Genomic DNA, 17,321 nt, shown 5'->3' with positions numbered 1-17,321 from the left:
TTGAAAATAGTTTTTATTTTTTATCTGGCTAGGTAGCGATAAAAGGGCGTAAATCACGAGAAAGATTGTTAGAAAAATTTGGATTTTTAACTGCATTTTAACTCATCAAATAAATTTATCGCAAATTCGTCGAATTTTTTGCCTTTTAAGTGTGCTTTACAAAACTCAACTATCAGTCCGTGAAATAGTGCAAATGCGCCGTTTTCGTCGTTTGAAAAATTTTTGTAGCGAGAATTTGCTAGTTCAAAAATTTCGCCAAATTCTAGCCCGCCAAGCCACTCACTAAGCTCGTCGTAACTCTCAAACTCATATCCAAGCGCGCCTAGCAAACGCGCAGAGTAGCTATCTGCGACCATTACGGCTCTTCCGCACGCATAGCACAAAATCGCGTCGCAGGTTTCCGCGCCTATGCCTTTTTGGCCGATAAGCCACTCACGGCTTACGGCGTGCGCGAAATTTTCAAAATCGCCAAATTCTGCCTCAATCGCCCTGCAAAGCGAGTTTAGCCGTTTTGCTTTTTGGTTATAAAATCCGCTTGGTTTGATAATTTCTGCCAAATTTGCCACTTCTAAATTTGCGATTTTTTGCAAATCTAAAAGCCCAAATTTCCTTAAATTTTCAAGTGCGAGTTCGGCGTTTTTCCAGTTTGTGTTTTGGATCAATATCGCGCCGACAATCACTTCAAATTCGCCATATCTCGGCCACCAGCGAAAATCATCAAATTTAATCGCGCCAAAAAGTGCGCGAAATAGCTCAGTCGCGCTCATTTTCGGGGCTAAATTTCGCAAAAAACTCGCTTGCATAGCTTAGCGCAAACTGCTTTGCAATCCGCCCGCTTCGGCTCGCCCTTAGCCTCGCAAACTCACTAGCTTTGGCGCGCAACTCATCAAGTGCGTGCGCGAAACACTGCCTAAACTCATCAACGCTCATAAATCTAAATGCCGCGAAATAGTTCTCCACCACGCCCAAATACTCGCTCATATTTCCACTATAAAAGCTAAGTTGCAAGCCAAATCGCTCGCTAAGGCTAATGCGCTCGTTTTTGGCGTCGCTTAAATGAAGCTCGTCGGTGCCCACATGCGCGCCCATGTTATCGCTGGCTAACTCACTCAAAATATGCCTACGATTAGATGTCGCATACATTAGCACATTTTTGGGCGCGCGCTCCATAGATCCGTCAAGTAGCGGTTTTAGGTGCTTGTAGGCGTTTTCGCCAAGCTCAAAGCTAAGATCATCGCAAAAAATGATGAAATAATAATCCTGAGTGCGAATTTCATCGATTATGTCGATGAGATACTCCAAATCATCTTTGCCGATTTCGACGATTTTAAGCCCGTCTTGCAAAAATTTCGTAAAAACTGCCTTTGCTAGGCTTGATTTACCACAGCCCGGCTCGCCCCAAAGCAAGGCGTGATTTGCCCCGCGCCCGTGGATAAAATTTCGCGTATTTTCTACAAGCGCAGTTTTTTGCGCCTCCAAGCCACAAAGCGCGTTAATATCTACAAAATCAATATCCTCTATCGCCCGCAGTTTTAATCCGTGTCTGCGAAACTGCGCCACTTGCACGCTTTGCCAATCGATTTTCAAATTTAACTCAGACATTTTTGTTTTCCTTTCGCAAATACACTAAAATTTCCGCTAGCACATCATCATCGTCTTTCGAAGGCGATTTTAGGCGGATTTTCTCGCCATTTTTATCTGTGATTACGATATTTACATCTGCGCTCGAAATCGCGCGCACACCGATATTTTGGGCTAGCACCTTTATCATCATCATATCAATGAATTGTTTGGTATAAACATCAGCCTTGCCGAATCTATCCTCGATTTCAGCGTAAATTTCATTTATTTGCATAGCGTTTTCGCATTTGCTAAGCCTGCGATAAATGTCAAGCCTCAACCTATCCTCCGCGATATATTCGCTGTTTAAAAAGGCATTGACTGAAATTTTAAGTTCGACGCTTGAAATGATTGTTTTTTGGTTTAAAAGTTTATTTATCTCATCTTCTAGCATACGCAAATACAGGCTGTATCCGATAGCCTCGATATGCCCGCTTTGCGCTTCGCCGACAAGGTTTCCACCACCTCTGATTTCTAAATCATGATACGCTAGCACCGAGCCAGAGCCTAAAAATGAGTTGCTCTCCAATGCCACGAGCCGTTTTAGCGCGTCGCTAGTAAGGGCGGTTTTGTCGCCAATCAAATAGTAGCAAAATGCCTGTTTGTTGCTGCGCCCTACCCTGCCTCGAAGCTGGTGCAGGTCTGCTATGCCAAATTTATCGGCGTTGTCGATTAAAATCGTATTGACGCGTGGCATGTGAATTCCACTCTCGACTATGCTTGTGCATAGCATGAGATCATACTCCCCAGCGATAAATTTAGCTATCTCGTCCTCGGTGGTTTGCGCATCGATTTTAGAGTGTAAGATTACGATTTTTAAATTTGGCAAAATTTCAAGTAGCCGTTTTTTTACGCTAGGCATGCTTGCAATATGATTATGCACATAAAAAATCTGCCCGCCACGGCGAAGCTCCCTAGTAATCGCCTCTTTTACGATTTTTTCGTCCCACTCTTTAACCATTGTGCGCACATCGAGGCGATCTAGTGGCGGAGTTAAAAGCGTGCTGTAACTCTTAATCTGGCTTAGCGCCATATTTAATGAGCGTGGAATCGGCGTAGCAGACATGCTTAAAAGGTGCGAATTTTGCGATTTTTCCTTTAATTTCTCTTTTTGTTTCACGCCGAATTTATGCTCTTCATCGACGATTACAAGCCCTAAATTTGGCGCTTCGACATTTAGCAGGCTATGCGTGCCCACACACACAATCGCTTCGTTATTTTTAAGTCGCTTTAAAATTTCGCTTTTTTCCTTTGCTTTGCTAAATCTATCTAGCCTAAAAACAGGGATTTCAAACTCATCAAATCTCGCTTTTAGCGTAGCGTAGTGCTGAGCGCACAGCAAAGTCGTCGGCACGAAAAAAAGTGCTGAAAAGCCACTTTTTATCGTCGCAAATATCGCGTTCATCGCCACTTCTGTCTTGCCAAAGCCCACATCGCCACTTAATAGCCTATCCATGACCTTACCGCTACGCAAATCCTGCAAAATCGCACTAATCGCGCTTTCTTGATCTGGCGTGTATGAAAACCCGCTAGAAGCGATAAATTTGGCGTAATTTGGGCCAGTATTTTCTATCATCACGCCACGAATTAGCTCGCGTTTAGCGGCGGTTTGGATTATTTTGCTAGCGATGACAAAGAGCTTTTCGCGCACCTTTTCTTTGATTTTCGCAAAGCTTGCCTTGCCTAGGCGATCAGGGCTTACCACGCCCCCACCAGCGATATATTTGTCGATTTTGTTTAGGTATTCCACAGGCAAAAGTAGCTTGTCGCCGCCTTCGTATATCAGGGCGACAAACTCACGCGAATGTCCCAAAACGGTGGCTAGTTCAAGGCCAGCGAATTTGGCGATTCCGTAGTCTTCATGCACGACAAAATCGCCAGGATTTAGCTCATCGAGCGCAAGGCTAGATTTGCGAACGCGCTTTTTAGGGATTAGCTTGTTTAATGAAACGATAATCTCATCAGAGCTGATTAAATTTAGGATAAAATCCTCTTTTAAAATTTTCGCATTGCTTAAATTTGAGAGATCCAAATGCGCCAAAAGTGCGTCATTTCGCGCGATAATGGTGATTTTATCGTTTTTGTGAAATTCGAAAAATTCGCTATTTGGCGTGATTTGCAAATCCTTAAATTTACGCGCGGCAGGTATTAGCGACAGTGTATCAAGGACGCTTAAATCCCTTTCGGCAAAGATTTCATCTTTTTTGATAGGAGACGCTAAAACTGCGCTAAATTCTTGCAAATAATCCGCAAACCCATCAATAAACCAAAACCCAAGCGAAGTTAAATCGTTAATCAAAGCGTCGCTATCAAAGGCGCTAATTTTTTCGTTTGCGCTCTCAAACTCGCCCTTGTTCAAATTCGCCAAAAACGGCTCAATCTCGACGCTTTCTAGCTCGATTTTTTCGGATTTTTGCGTATCAATGTCAAAATGCCTAATACTCTCGATTTCATCATCATCGAGCAAAACCCTCACACCGCACTCGCCTCCAAGCGGGAAAATATCGATAATCTCGCCACGAAAGCTAATCTCGCCTGCGCTTTCGACGACCTGCGTCACGCTGTATCCGAGGCGCAAAATTTCATCTTTGAATTCAGCCAAATTTAGCTTTTGGGCAAATTCGATTTTTATCCCTTTTAGTTGCGATTTTGTGGGGAGTTTGTTTAAAATCGTGCGAACTGGCGAGATTAAAATTTTGCGCCCTTCGCATTTGTAATACGCGCTCAACGCGCGTGAAATGCCGATTAGCTCGTCATAATAGCTTCGCAAATCCTCACCAAAATGCGCCCTAAAATCAGGCAAAACAAAGGTTTTAAAACCCAAAAATTTCAGCACCTCAGCGCAAAGCGCGCTATCTTTTTCATCATCTGTGATTAAAATTTGCGGTAAGTTTTGCGCAGAATTTTGCACTAAAATTTGCGAAAAATACTCATAAATTCTAGCTTGCATTATTTTTGCGCCCCACTTTGCAAGACGCGATTTATCTCATACCACGATACATTTGGCTCGACCGACCAGATATTTAAATTCGAGCTATCCCACAGCATGAAATTTAGCGGATCTAGCGTCATACCCAAAAACCGCACCTCATAGTGCAAATGTGGCCCCGTGCTATACCCTGTATTGCCCGTGTAGCCGATAACCGTGCCTTTGCTAACCCACATGCCAGGAGCCACGCTAACCGAGCTTAAATGGCCATACCTTGTCGAAAATCCGTAATTGTGCGTAATTCGCACGAGTATGCCATATCCGTTTCCGCTCTCGCCGGCAAAATCGACAAATCCATCTGCTGTGGCGATTACCGGTGTGCCGACACTGGCGCGCAAATCTATGCCGTGGTGCATGCGTTTGACACCGGCTATCGGGTGCGTGCGCATACCGTAATTATCGGTAATTCCGCGGTTTTTTATCGGGTAGCGGTTTGGTATGTATTGAAACATCAATTTATAGGTGTTATCGTTTGCGCTGATTGTTTTGGAATTTGATTTGTTGCGCTGGGCTAGTCTTTCGCTGAAATACTGCGCGATTTGCGCGTCGCTCTCATCACCGTCAGGGCCTTCGTTTGCGATATCGAGGCTGGTTTGTTCGCGCATTTGATTTGCCTGAATTATCAAATTTTGGTTTTGTTTTTCTAGCTTTTCGACCTGCGCCATTAGCGTAGCATTGGTGATTTTTAGGTTTTTTTTGTCGTTATTTAGGCGAAAAAGCGCGAAAAACAAAACAAGCAAAAAGACAATGATAAATGCGACCAAAATTTTAAGTTGAAAGCGAAAATTCTCGCCAAATTGCATAGTTTTCGAGCCAAAATTATCACTAATGGTGATTTTAGTTTTTGCCAAATTTCGCCCCGTTATTATAAAATTTCAAAAATTCCTCGACCAAATGAAACGAACCAAACACCAAATAAAGCTCATTTTCATAGGTTTCGCCTCTAAATTCAGAGTGCGCGATACCAAGCTCGTCCAAAGCCCGCGTAATCATCTCCCCGCCAAGCTCACGGCCTGGGGCCTCATAAGGCAAAATTTGGACATTTTTGATAATCGGCGCAAGGGTAGCAAGAACCTTTTTGATATCCTTATCGGCAAACGCGTTGTAAATCAGCGTAAATTTTTTGCCTGCAAATTCCTTGGCAAGTGCCGCGGCGGCTAGTTCGTTGTGCCCCACATCGATAATGATATTTGGAGCGATTGCTTCGGCGCGCCCAGGCAAATCAAGGGGCAAAATTTCAGCAATTTTAAAATTTAAGCCCCAAAATTTCGCCCCAGCCACGGCCAATTTTAAATTTGAATATTGAAAATTTGCTAGATTGTGAGTTTTGATATATTCGGCAATTTCGCGCTTTTCATCTGCGTTTAAAAAATCGCTTGCAAACGCCAAATTTGCCCCCTTTTGCGCTGCGATTTCACGCGCGATTTTCACGCTAATCTCGTTCATCTCATCGCTTAAAATCGCATTTTGCGCCATTGCATTAAGCTTCGTGCGCGAAATTTGCTCCAAATTAACGCCCAGCATGCCGATATGATCGGTGCCAATAGGGGTAAAAAGCGAAAGCTCTCTATCAAAACTGCTCGTAGCGTCAAACTCGCCACCCATACCAGCCTCGAATACACAGTAATCACACTCCCTAAAATGCACCGCAGCCGCCAAAGTCAGGTATTCAAAATACGAAAGATTATTTCTAAATTTTGCCGGTAAATTTGCTTGCAAAAACTCGTGCGCGCCTTGCAACTCATCATCGCTAATCTCGCGCCCGTCGCGATAAATGCGCTCATTTAATCTCATAATATGCGGGCTAGTGTAGTGGCCGACGCTAAATTTAGGGCCCGAATTTCGCCCATTTGCGCCATTTGCACTCATAATAATCCTAGATAAAAACCTGCCAGTGCTTCCCTTGCCATTGGTGCCGATGATTTGGGTGATATTTTTTAGCGGGAGTGCGCTACGCACGGCCTCAAAGGCGGCTGGAAAACGCTCGTAATCGATCTTTTTATAATAAATCGGACGAGCGTTTAAGAAGTCAAAAACCAAGCTAGTTTTTAGCGCGTTCAAGTTGTATGCCTTTGATCGCAAGCGCAGAAATAAACTCATCAAACGCCTGAGTAGAGGCATTTTCGATAGCGTCATAGCGCTCTTTGTCGCTGATGACTGAGATTGTGTCGTGTTTGTTTTTGACTAAGCGAGAGACTGAAAAATCATGATCTCCTACGCAGTCTTTGCTAAAAATTTCGCCATTTTTAAGCTTTGTTTTGAAATTTAGCGTCAAATTCGCGCGATAACTCGTAATATAGCCATATCTATCGTAAGTAAGGGCTGTGAAAGTTAGCCTTTTTATGCTGGCTACGATGTAAGTTTGCGCGCTAGATTTGTCGGCTAAATTTGAGCCTAGTCGCGCTACGATACCGCTTTTGACAGCGTCTTTGATAGCCACTGTGTTTTGAGGATCTGTTTTGCTCATCAGCACATCGACATACACGCTTTTTGACATAATCTGCGAAGTGATTTTAGATACTGGCTGATATCCGCAACCAACAACCAAAACCACAAACGCAAAAACGGCTAAATTTTTAATCAAATTTCTCATTTTTTCCTACTTTACGACCAAATTTACAAGTTTATTTTTGACATAAATTTCTTTTATTAGCGTTTTATCCTCTAACCATTTTGCGACATTTTCTTTGGCAAGTGCTAAAATTTCCACCTCGCTCGCGTCTGCATTGGCGTCGATTTCGGCGCGTTTTTTGCCATTTACTGTAACTGCAAGTGTAATAGTATCGCTCACAAAAACCTCAGGCAAAAGCTCAATTTTTGTGAAATTTTTGCGCCCAAAAAGTGTCTGACTTAGCTCACTTGCGATATGAGGCACGATTGGTTGAAGTAAATTTAGGATAATAAAATACCCCTCAGTGTAAATATCAGCGTTATCCTGCGCATTTAGGGCATTTAGAGCCTCCATGCACGCCGCGATTAGGGTATTAAAGGCGAAATTTTCCGTATAGACATCGTGCGATTTTTTTAGTGCCTCATAGACTTTTAGTCTCGCATATTTTTCATCTTTGCTTAAATTTGCGTGGTTAATGCTAGGAATTTTATCTGTTTTATACGCATTGCTTGAACGCTCGTAAAGGCGGTTTAAAAACTTATAAGCGCCTTCTACTGCGCTATCGTTCCACTCTAACTCTTTTGCAGGAGGTGCTGCAAAAAGTATGAAAAGTCGCGCAGTATCAGCCCCATAAGTAGCGATGATATCATCAGGATCGACGGTGTTGCCCTTAGATTTGCTCATTTTTGCGCCGTCTTTTAGCACCATGCCTTGTGTCAAAAGTCTAGCAAACGGCTCACTATCGCGCAAATAGCCCAAATCACGCAATGCTTTTTGGAAAAATCTAGCATAAAGCAGGTGCAAAATCGCATGCTCGATACCGCCGATGTATTGATCTACGCTCATCCAGTAATTCACGCTCTGCTCGTCAAATGCCTTGCTCGTCCAAGTTTTCTCATCGCTTGCATAGCGCGCGAAATACCAGCTACTCTCGAAAAATGTATCAAGCGTATCGGTCTCGCGAACGGCCTTTCCGCCACATTTCGGGCAGGTGCAGTGCTTCCAAGTAGGGTGCTTATCAAGCGGATTGCCAAGTCCTGTGATTTGCACATCATCAGGCAACGCAACTGGCAAATTTTCGATTTTTTCGCCAACTAAACCGCATTTTTCGCAGTGAATCATCGGAATCGGCGCACCCCAGTAACGCTGGCGTGAAACGCCCCAGTCGCGGAGTTTGAAATTTACCACGCGAGAGCCTAAATTTCGCTCTTCAAAAATTTGCAAAATTTTCTCATTTGCCTCTTTGTATTTTAGGCCATTTAAAATTTCAGAATTTGCGTAAATTCCTGTTTTTTCGACATGCGGCAGGGTTTCGTTTTCGAAAATATTTATAATTTCAAGTCCAAATTTACTCGCAAACTCAAAGTCCCTCTCATCGCCTGCTGGCACAGCCATAACCGCGCCATCGCCGTAATCAGCCAAAACAAAATTTGCTATCCACACTGGGATTTTTTTGCCAGTTAGCGGGTGTAGGACATTTACGCCTAGATACGCTCCGTCTTTATCGGCGATTTGTCGCTCTCTTGGGTTTTGATTTAGGATCGCGCGAACCTTTTGTTCTACATCTTTTGGAAGTAAATTTTTCTCCAAAAGCTTCGCAATAACCGCATGTTCAGGCGCAAGAGCTGAGTAGCTCATACCATAAATCGTATCAGGGCGAGTCGTAAATACATCAAATCCGTCGATTCCGTCTAGCATCTCACGGCTTTCATCGTCAAATTTGAAGCGGAATTTCAAACCCTCGCTTCGCCCAATCCAGTTTTCTTGCATGGTTAGGACTTGATTTGGCCATTTTCCCTCCAAATCCTTCAAACAATCAAGCAGTTCCCCAGCATAATCAGTGATTTTTAGGTAATATCCTTGCATTTGCTTTTGCACTACTTCATTGCCACAGCGCCAGCATTTGCCGTCTTCGACCTGCTCGTTTGCAAGCACGGTGCCGTCGTGTTCGCACCAATTTAGCAGTGAGCTTTTGCGATAAATCAGCCCCTTTTCATACATTTTGATGAAAAATTCCTGCTCCCATTTTGTATAAAGCGGATCAGAAGTAGCTAGCAATCTACGCTTTGAAAAGCTAAAACCAAGCCTGTCTAACTCGTTTTTCATATAATCAATATTTTCGTAAGTCCATTTTTTAGGGTGAATTTTATGTTTAATCGCTGCATTTTCTGCTGGCATACCAAAGCTATCAAAGCCGATTGGTTGGAGCACATTGTATCCTTGCAAGCGGTAGTAGCGTGAGAGCGCGTCGCCGATAGCGTAGTTTCGCACATGCCCCATGTGGATACGGCCACTTGGGTATGGAAACATCGAAAGAATATATTTTTTAGGCAAGCTATAATCGTCCTTTGGCTCCGCTTCGCCCTCATCGTTCCAAATTTTTTGCCATTTTAACTCTATCTCTTTGCTATTATAAGCCATTATTACTCCTAAAATTCATCTTTTGATTTGGCTGATTCTACGGTGATTAGCACTAATGAGAAAATCACAGCAATCAGCGCGCCGATACAAAGCGCGGTTATAACCGAAAGATCGCCTGGATGAACTATCATAAGCACAAACGCTGGGATTAGGTGCAAATCAGCCACAAGCGAGCTTGCGAAAAGCTCGGCTGAGAGCATATTACGCACACCGACTTTAAGTAGTGTAGAAACCGCATTAATACTAGCAGCGATAAAGAGCAAAAGCTCGTGTCTTTCGTAGATAAATCCAGCGATTGTAGTCGCACTCATCAAAGCAAAAAATATGTATGTTACTCTTCCCCAGTTCATTTTCTATCCTTATACAGTGCCTTTTTCATACATTGCGCGCATTTTTTCTTTTTCTTTGGCGCGTCGTTGTTTATCAGCCAAAAACGCGCGGTATTTTTCCACATCGAATCCGAATAAAATCAGCATTGGCGCAGCGATGAAAACCGAGCTAAATGTTCCAGCCACGACGCCAACAAGCATAACAAGGCTAAATCCATGTATCATAGCCCCACCCCAAACGAACAAAATCACAATTACGAGCAAGGTCGTAAATGATGTCAAAAATGTCCTTGAAAGCGTAGCTGAGATTGATTCGTTGATAACCTCGGTTAGCTTAATGGATTTGCTAGTGCGCACACCCTCTCTAATCCTATCGAAAACGACGATAGTATCGTTTAGCGAATAACCCATAATCGTAAGAAGTGCGGCCAAAATTTCAAGGTTAAAATCGATTTTAAATAGTATCAGCGCACCACATGCGATAATGACATCGTGCAAATCCGAAATCACCGCCGCAATCGCAAATCTCCATTCAAAACGAAAAGTAATATATACTAAAATAAGTGCAAACGAAACACAAACAGCCATAATTCCCTTTGTGCGTAGCTCACCACCAACTTTTGGTCCTACGACATCGACCTTGCGAACCTCGAAATTTCCACTTCCTTTTAAAATTTCTTGCGCTGCTAAGGCTGGATTATCGCCCAGTGAATCGCTACTGCCAGAGTATCTAATGGTAACCTCTTCATCACTTCCAAACTCAGTTACATTGATATTTCCCAAATTTGCAGCTTCAAAACGAGTGCGAATTTCATCAAGAGGAGCTTTTGTATCGTATTTGACCTGAATTAGCGTTCCACCACTAAAATCGATACCATAAGTAAAGCCCTTAATCAAAAATAGCCCAATCGAGCCAATTATCAAAATCGCAGATATCACAAATGCGATATGTCTAAATTTCATAAAATCATAAATTTTATCACTATCAAATACCTGCATTTTGCGCCTTTCTGACTTTGTAACCTAGCCAAAATTTCGTATTTTTGCTCTTTTCCATTTTGCCCATTACCACCTCAAACATACCATGAGTGCCCAAAATCGCAGTAATCATCGACGCGATAATACCTATACTCATAGTTACCGCAAAGCCCTTAACAGGGCCTGTGCCATACGCATACAAGGCAGCCGAAGTAATCAGCGTAGTGATATTTGCATCTACAATCGCGCTCATAGCGTTTTCGTAGCCTTTGGTGATACTTTGGCTAATGGAGCCACCAGCTTTTAGCACTTCACGAATTCTTTCGTTTATGATGACATTGGCATCGACCGCCATACCCACGGTAAGCACGATACCAGCCATACCAGGCAGGGTCAGTGTCGCCCCAAACAGCGCCATAAACGCTATCAAAAATAAAATATTTACAACTAGCGCGATATCTGCAAACACGCCCGCCATACCATAGTATAAAACCATAAAAATCAAAATTACAATCGCCGCGAAAGTTAGGGCTTTCACGCTTTGATCTATGCTATCTTGTCCTAGGCTTGGTCCGATACTGCGCGATTCGCTCACGCTAACAGGCGCCAAAAGCGCACCAGAGCGCAGTGCAATCGCCACATCATGTGCTTCTTGCACGCTAAATCCGCCACTGATTTGTCCGCTTCCACCACCGATTCGCTCATTAATGCGTGGAGCTGAATAGACCTTGCCGTCAAGCACGATTGCAAGGCGTCTGCCGACATTTTCGCCTGTAAAATCGCCAAAAATTTGCGCACCTTGTGAATTAAGCGTGAAATTTATGATTGGCTGATTTGTGTTTTGATCAAAAGCCACCCTAGCATCGACTAGCATTGCTCCGTCTAAAACCGGAATTTCGTTGATTAGGTATTTATACTCTGGATTTTTCGCATCAGGGTAAATTACATCGCCGTAGCTTTTGGCCTCTTCTTCACTCATCGTTAGGGCTCTGTCTTGGCGAATTTCATCAAGTGCCATGAGCTGTAAATGCGCTGCTTTGGCGATTAAATCTTTGGCTCGTTGCTCTTCTTCTGAGCTCTTAATTCCAGGAAGCTCAACTAGGATATAGCTCTCGCCCTGTTTGGCGACCGTTGGCTCAGCAAGGCCGAATTGATCCAAGCGGTTGCGTATGGTATCCACAGCCTGAGCGATCGCGTATTCTTTGGTGCTAGCGATCTCTTCTGGCGTTAGGCTTACGCGGTATTTCTCGCCAGTTTTGGCGATTTCAAGCCCACTAGCAGCAGAGTGAAGCAAAGCGTCAAATTTAGGCGCTTCATCGGGGTCTAAAATTTCAAATTCGAAAAAATCGCTATCAAGCTTTAAGCCGTCCATTAGCAAATCATCGCGCTTAGCAGCGTAATTTACGCTAGCTGCGATTGATTTGATTTTCGAAGTTATCGCCTCGTCGCTTTGGACTTCGAGCAGCATGTGAAGACCGCCCTGCAAATCAAGTCCGAGGTTGATTTTATCGCCCTTTTCGCTCTGCAAAATCGAAGGCATAGCAAAAATCAAACTAAAAATTGCCGCTACTAAAAAGGCAATCAAACGATATGTAATCTTACTACGCATCTAACCTTCTTGCGATATAAAGTTTGTCTAGTTCGACGATAACATCATCATTAAGCTTAACTGTGATAAAATCCTCACTTGTTTTTACGACTGTGCATTTTAGTCCGCCACTTGTGACGATTTTATCGCCCTTAGCGAGCGCATCAACCATAGCTTTATGCTCTTTTGCTTGTTTTTGTTGCGGTCTGATTAGCAAAAAGTAAAAAATCCCAACAAAGACAATTAGAGGTAATAATGTTCCAAAAAGACTTCCTTGTTCCATCGTTTTCCTTTGTAAAAAATTTAAAAAGAGAGTATTTTACATTAAATAAAATAAATAACGGCTTTTTTCTTGCGCTTGGAGTTTCAAATTTTATATTTGTTGAAATTTTAAGCCAAAATTTAGGTGGAATTTTATCGCTTGTGGCTGAATTTTTATCGCCATTTATCGCGATTTTTGCGCTATTTGCACTTTTAAAAAGCAATAAGCAAATTTGGTTTTGGTTTGGGTTTTTTATCGGCGCGATTTGGTTTTATTGGATTAGTTTTAGCCTGATTTATTTTGGACTTTCGTTTTTAATCCCGGTCGAAATTTTAGGAATTTGCCTGATTGCGGGGGCGATTTTTCGTATTTTTGCCATTTTTGATGAGCCGATAGCGCGCGCGCTCTGTTTAGTGGGGCTGAAATTTATCCACCCATTTGGCTTTGATTGGCTAAATTTCGAGCTTTTGTTTTCACATGGAATTTTTAGAGCTGAAATTTTCGCATTTTGCACGATTTTGGTTGGAATTTGCATTTTGATAAAATTTAGGCACAAAGCCAAAATTTTGCTTTTTTGCGCTTGTTTGATTTGCGCATTAGAATTTAAAGAAAAACAAGCCGAATTTTTGCCTCTTAAAATCAAACTTGAAAACTCGCAAATTTCGCAGTTTGACATCTGGGACGAGGAGAAAATTTTAGACGCAATTAGAGAAAATTTAACCAAAATCGACGAGGCGATAGAAAGTGGCTACGAAGCGATAGTATTGCCAGAAAGCGCATTTGCGCTGTATCTAAACCGCGAGGAAGCCTTAAAGGAAATTTTGCTAGAAAAATCGCATAAAATTTCGATTGTAGCCGGTGCTGAGGCGTATGAAGAGTCTAAATTTTACAACAGCGCGTATGTTTTTGAAAACGGGAATTTACGCAGATTTGACAAGCACATTTTGGTGCCTTTTGGCGAGCAAGTGCCACTGCCTGTGCCGATTAGAGATTTTATAAATAACACATTTTTAGGTGGGGCTAGCGATTTTTCAATTGCGCCAAATTTTAGCTTTTATACAATCAAAGAAATCCCCGTAAAAAGCGCGATTTGCTACGAGGCGACAAGGGGCGAGTTTTACAGCGATAACCCAAAATTTGTCGTGGCGATTTCAAACAACGGCTGGTTTATCCCCAGCTACGAACCGCACCTGCAACGCCTGATAATCCGCTATTACGCCACGCTAAGCGGGGCTAGCGTATATCACGCCATAAACGCAAGCCCTAGCGAGATAATCACACCCAGAAAACTATGGGTGAATAAATTTTTGGCATTATTTAAAACGGCGTAAAAAGCTATTTTTAAACGAGTTTTAGATAACATAATCAAATTTTTTCAAGGAGCATTAAAATGGCAAAATTTAATCGTGTGCTCGTTAAATTTTCAGGCGAGGCACTGGCTGGAAAAGATGGTTTTGGAATAGATAGTGAAATTTTAAAATTTATAGCCAGAGAGATTAAACAGCTCGTCGATAACGGTATCGAGGTAGGTATCGTAATCGGTGGCGGAAACATAATCAGAGGCGTAAGCGCGGCAGCTGGCGGTATCATCAAACGCACAAGTGGCGATCACATGGGCATGCTAGCAACCGTAATCAACGCAATCGCTATGCGCGAGGCACTCGAATACAACGGCATAGATGTGCGCGTGCAAAGCGCGATAAAAATGGAAGCGATCTGCGAAACCTTCATCATCGGCAGAGCAAAAAGACATTTGGAGAAAAAACGGGTCGTAATCTTTGCAGCAGGCACTGGAAATCCATTTTTTACCACAGATACTGCTGGCACCTTGCGCGCGGTCGAAATCAGCGCAGACGCGATTATCAAAGCGACAAAGGTAAATGGAATTTATGACAAAGATCCGCATAAATTCGATGACGCAGTGCTTTTAAATACCATTACATACGATCAAGCCTTGCACGATAATATCAAGGTCATGGACGATACCGCAATCGCCCTAGCCAAGGATAATAAGCTTCCAATCATCGTATGCAATATGTTTGAGAGCGGAAATTTACACAAAATCATAAATGATGGCGATTTAAGCCAATGTTCAATCGTAAAAAACTAAAAAAGGAGAATTAATGAGAACAGAACAAATCATAGCAAAAGCGTTGAAAGTCACAGGAGGCGATCGCTACAAGCTATCACTAATGACTACTAAACGCACAGAAGAGCTTGCCGCTGGGGCAACTCCACTTGTCGAAAACATCGACACACGCAATATGAAATTTGCAGATATTGCGATTTTAGAATTAGCAGAAGGTAAGATTACCCTAGATGGAATCATTGACAAGGATTAGTGACGGCTATTTAGAAAGCCTTATCGAAGATATTGTCGAAACAAAAGAGATCGAAGACGCCAAACGGCTACTTTATAGCCTAAAAGAGCCTACCCCAGTGCTTGTAGATGCGATAAATTTATGCGTCACACAGCATGAGGGTCAGTTTCGCAAAAGTGGCGAACCATACGCAATCCACCCGATTTTAGTGGCGTGTTTCGTCGCGTTTATGGGCGGTGATGACGCTATGGTCATTTCTGCACTTTTGCACGATGTGGTCGAGGACACGGATTTTAGCACCGAGCAAGTCGGGGATAGATTTGGCGAAGATGTCGCAAAAATCGTAGAAGGTATGACAAAAATCGTAAATATCCGCGAGGATAAACTAGCCCCTTCTGGCGATAAAAACGCTAAGCTTCGCACCACAGCTCTGACATTTCGCAAAATGCTGATGATCTCTATCGAAGATCAGCGCGTTTTGGTGGTCAAACTCTGCGATAGGCTCCATAATATGCTAACCCTAGAAGCACTCCGCCCAGATAAGCAAAAACGCATAGGCGAAGAGACACTTCTAGTTTATGCGCCAATCGCGCACAGGCTTGGAATTTCATCGATTAAAAATATCTTAGAAGATTTAAGCTTCAAATATGTAATGCCAAAAGAATACGCCACAATCGCAAACTATGTCGAAGAGCATAAACAACAGCTCCAAATAAATTTAAGCAAATTTAGCGAAACGATTAGCGAGTATCTGCTTACAAACGGATTTAGCGAAAACAGCTTTGAAATTCAAAAGCGTATGAAGCATTACTATTCAATTTACCTAAAAATGCAAAGAAAGGGCATTTCGATTGAAGAGGTTTTGGATTTGCTAGCTATCCGCATAATCGTGCAAAAGCCGATGGATTGCTACCTAGCACTTGGCGTAATCCATACCAAATTTAACCCCTTGATTTCGCGCTTTAAAGACTATATCGCCCTACCTAAACAAAACGGCTACCAAACGATTCACACTACCGTTTTTAACGACAGCATGATAGTCGAGGTGCAAATCCGCACCACAGAAATGCACAATACAGCCGAGCTTGGCGTGGCTGCGCACTGGAAATACAAATACTCAGGCTCGCTAAATCCTAAGCTTGATTGGATTAGCGATATTGGCTTGCAAGAAGCTGACGATTCAAACGCCGATGATTTATACGAATATGCCAAAGATAGCCTTTATATCGAGGATATCGCAGTGTATTCGCCAAAGGGCGGAATTTTCACGCTCCCACGAGGTGCGACTGCGCTTGATTACGCTTATGAAATACACTCACAAGTCGGTCTTAAAGCCGTCGAAGCCTTTGTCAATCGCATAAAAGTCCCGCTTCTAACCGAGCTTCAAAACGGCGATATCGTCCATATCATCACAGGAAACAACCCGCACTATCGTTGTAGCTGGCTAAATTCGGTAAAAACAGGAAAAGCAAGAGCTACAATTAAGGCGTTTTGTAAGCAAAAAATTCGCGATGTAAATCAAGAAGTAGCGATTAAAATTTTAAGTGCGATTTTCGCCACAACCGAAGAGAGCGTGATAAACTGGGTAGAAAAAGAAAATTTAATCAAAAAAGTCGGCAAAGCAAGCTATGATTCGGTATTTTTGAAAGATGTCGTAAATGCGCTGAAAAAATACCCGCTCAAAGAGAAGCTTTTCAATATGAAATTCCGCGATAAATACAGCGTCGAAAAGCAAAAATTCGACAATATCGTGGTGTATTCAAACTACAAAATCAACGAAGTAGAATTTGATTACTGCTGTAATCCTAAGCGCGGGGACGATATCATCGGATTTCGCAACGGACACAATGTCACGGTTCATCACAAGCTTTGCGAGAGAGCTGCAAATTTGATGAAAAGCGATGAAATGATTTTCGTCAAATGGACGCGAAACGCGCCACACAGGTATAAAATCATACTAAATATCGAAAACAAACGGGGCTCACTGGCTGAGTTTTTAACATATTTGGCTAAACTAAGCGTCGATTTAGTTTCGATAAATTTGAACGAAAACAACGAAGCTGTGTCTGATTTTTTCGAAATCATTATAGAATTAAACGAAAATTTAGACCACACTTATATCAAAGACAGATTAAAAAATAGATATAAAATCGCTGATTTTATATCATTAGATGATGTGTATAAAAACTAATAAAAGGGAGA

The 17,321-nt window shown here is 42.5% G+C and carries 15 protein-coding genes; 4 read left to right on the top strand and 11 right to left on the bottom strand.

Going from position 1 to position 17,321, the window contains the following annotated elements:
• Positions 1-86 precede the first annotated feature (86 nt).
• The 11 genes from OFO07_RS00310 to yajC are packed head-to-tail and all read right to left on the bottom strand — an operon-like array spanning position 87 to position 12,819.
• Complete coding sequence (locus OFO07_RS00310) at positions 87-767, bottom strand: 3-methyladenine DNA glycosylase (RefSeq protein WP_270870533.1); 681 nt, start codon at positions 765-767, stop codon at positions 87-89.
• A complete protein-coding gene (locus tag OFO07_RS00305) occupies positions 754-1,602 on the bottom strand; it encodes an ATP-binding protein (RefSeq protein WP_270862579.1) in 849 nt (282 codons plus the stop codon). Before OFO07_RS00305 ends, OFO07_RS00310 begins: the two co-directional genes overlap by 14 nt.
• Positions 1,595-4,570, bottom strand: coding sequence for a DEAD/DEAH box helicase (locus OFO07_RS00300; protein WP_270870532.1), 2,976 nt, complete (start codon positions 4,568-4,570; stop codon positions 1,595-1,597). The genes OFO07_RS00305 and OFO07_RS00300 overlap by 8 nt, the downstream gene beginning before the upstream one ends.
• Positions 4,570-5,460 carry a M23 family metallopeptidase gene (locus OFO07_RS00295; RefSeq protein ID WP_270870531.1) on the bottom strand — a complete coding sequence of 297 codons (891 nt, stop codon included), beginning with the start codon at positions 5,458-5,460 and terminating at the stop codon, positions 4,570-4,572. The genes OFO07_RS00300 and OFO07_RS00295 overlap by 1 nt, the downstream gene beginning before the upstream one ends.
• On the bottom strand, positions 5,447-6,670 hold the full coding sequence (locus OFO07_RS00290) for a Mur ligase family protein (RefSeq protein ID WP_270870530.1): 1,224 nt from the start codon (positions 6,668-6,670) through the stop codon (positions 5,447-5,449). The genes OFO07_RS00295 and OFO07_RS00290 overlap by 14 nt, the downstream gene beginning before the upstream one ends.
• On the bottom strand, positions 6,651-7,202 hold the full coding sequence (lptE, locus tag OFO07_RS00285) for an LPS assembly lipoprotein LptE (protein ID WP_270859283.1): 552 nt from the start codon (positions 7,200-7,202) through the stop codon (positions 6,651-6,653). Before lptE ends, OFO07_RS00290 begins: the two co-directional genes overlap by 20 nt.
• Before the next feature lie 6 nt (positions 7,203-7,208).
• Positions 7,209-9,641, bottom strand: coding sequence for a leucine--tRNA ligase (leuS, locus tag OFO07_RS00280; RefSeq protein WP_270870529.1), 2,433 nt, complete (start codon positions 9,639-9,641; stop codon positions 7,209-7,211).
• Between the two features lie 8 nt (positions 9,642-9,649).
• On the bottom strand, positions 9,650-9,991 hold the full coding sequence (locus OFO07_RS00275; protein ID WP_270859281.1) for a DUF6394 family protein: 342 nt from the start codon (positions 9,989-9,991) through the stop codon (positions 9,650-9,652).
• A gap of 9 nt (positions 9,992-10,000) precedes the next feature.
• Positions 10,001-10,969, bottom strand: coding sequence for a protein translocase subunit SecF (gene secF, locus OFO07_RS00270; protein ID WP_270870528.1), 969 nt, complete (start codon positions 10,967-10,969; stop codon positions 10,001-10,003).
• Positions 10,956-12,557, bottom strand: a complete 1,602-nt coding sequence (gene secD / locus OFO07_RS00265) for a protein translocase subunit SecD (RefSeq protein WP_270870527.1) — start codon at positions 12,555-12,557, stop codon at positions 10,956-10,958. The genes secF and secD overlap by 14 nt, the downstream gene beginning before the upstream one ends.
• Entirely contained in the window at positions 12,550-12,819 is a 270-nt protein-coding gene (gene yajC / locus OFO07_RS00260; protein WP_270862572.1) for a preprotein translocase subunit YajC, read from the bottom strand. Before yajC ends, secD begins: the two co-directional genes overlap by 8 nt.
• Between yajC and OFO07_RS00255 the strand changes: the two genes are divergently transcribed.
• Genes OFO07_RS00255 through OFO07_RS00240 form a run of 4 tightly spaced genes read left to right on the top strand, consistent with a single transcriptional unit; the run spans position 12,792 to position 17,310 of the window.
• A complete protein-coding gene (locus OFO07_RS00255; RefSeq protein ID WP_270870526.1) occupies positions 12,792-14,129 on the top strand; it encodes an apolipoprotein N-acyltransferase in 1,338 nt (445 codons plus the stop codon). The two genes, yajC and OFO07_RS00255, sit on opposite strands and share 28 nt — an antisense overlap.
• Before the next feature lie 59 nt (positions 14,130-14,188).
• Positions 14,189-14,908, top strand: coding sequence for a UMP kinase (gene pyrH / locus OFO07_RS00250; RefSeq protein WP_270870525.1), 720 nt, complete (start codon positions 14,189-14,191; stop codon positions 14,906-14,908).
• A gap of 13 nt (positions 14,909-14,921) precedes the next feature.
• Positions 14,922-15,140: a DNA-directed RNA polymerase subunit omega gene (locus OFO07_RS00245; protein WP_270859275.1), complete on the top strand. Its 219-nt coding sequence runs from the start codon at positions 14,922-14,924 to the stop codon at positions 15,138-15,140.
• The gene (locus OFO07_RS00240) at positions 15,118-17,310 is read left to right on the top strand and encodes a RelA/SpoT family protein (RefSeq protein WP_270868138.1); all 2,193 of its coding nucleotides are present in this window, start codon (positions 15,118-15,120) and stop codon (positions 17,308-17,310) included. The genes OFO07_RS00245 and OFO07_RS00240 overlap by 23 nt, the downstream gene beginning before the upstream one ends.
• The last annotated feature ends 11 nt before the right edge of the window (positions 17,311-17,321 follow it).

The sequence above is a fragment of the Campylobacter sp. JMF_06 NA1 genome (assembly GCF_027737785.1).
Lineage (GTDB): Bacteria > Campylobacterota > Campylobacteria > Campylobacterales > Campylobacteraceae > Campylobacter_B.
The sequence above is the reverse complement of the archived record's forward strand: the minus strand, read 5'-3'. Positions and strand labels throughout refer to the sequence as shown.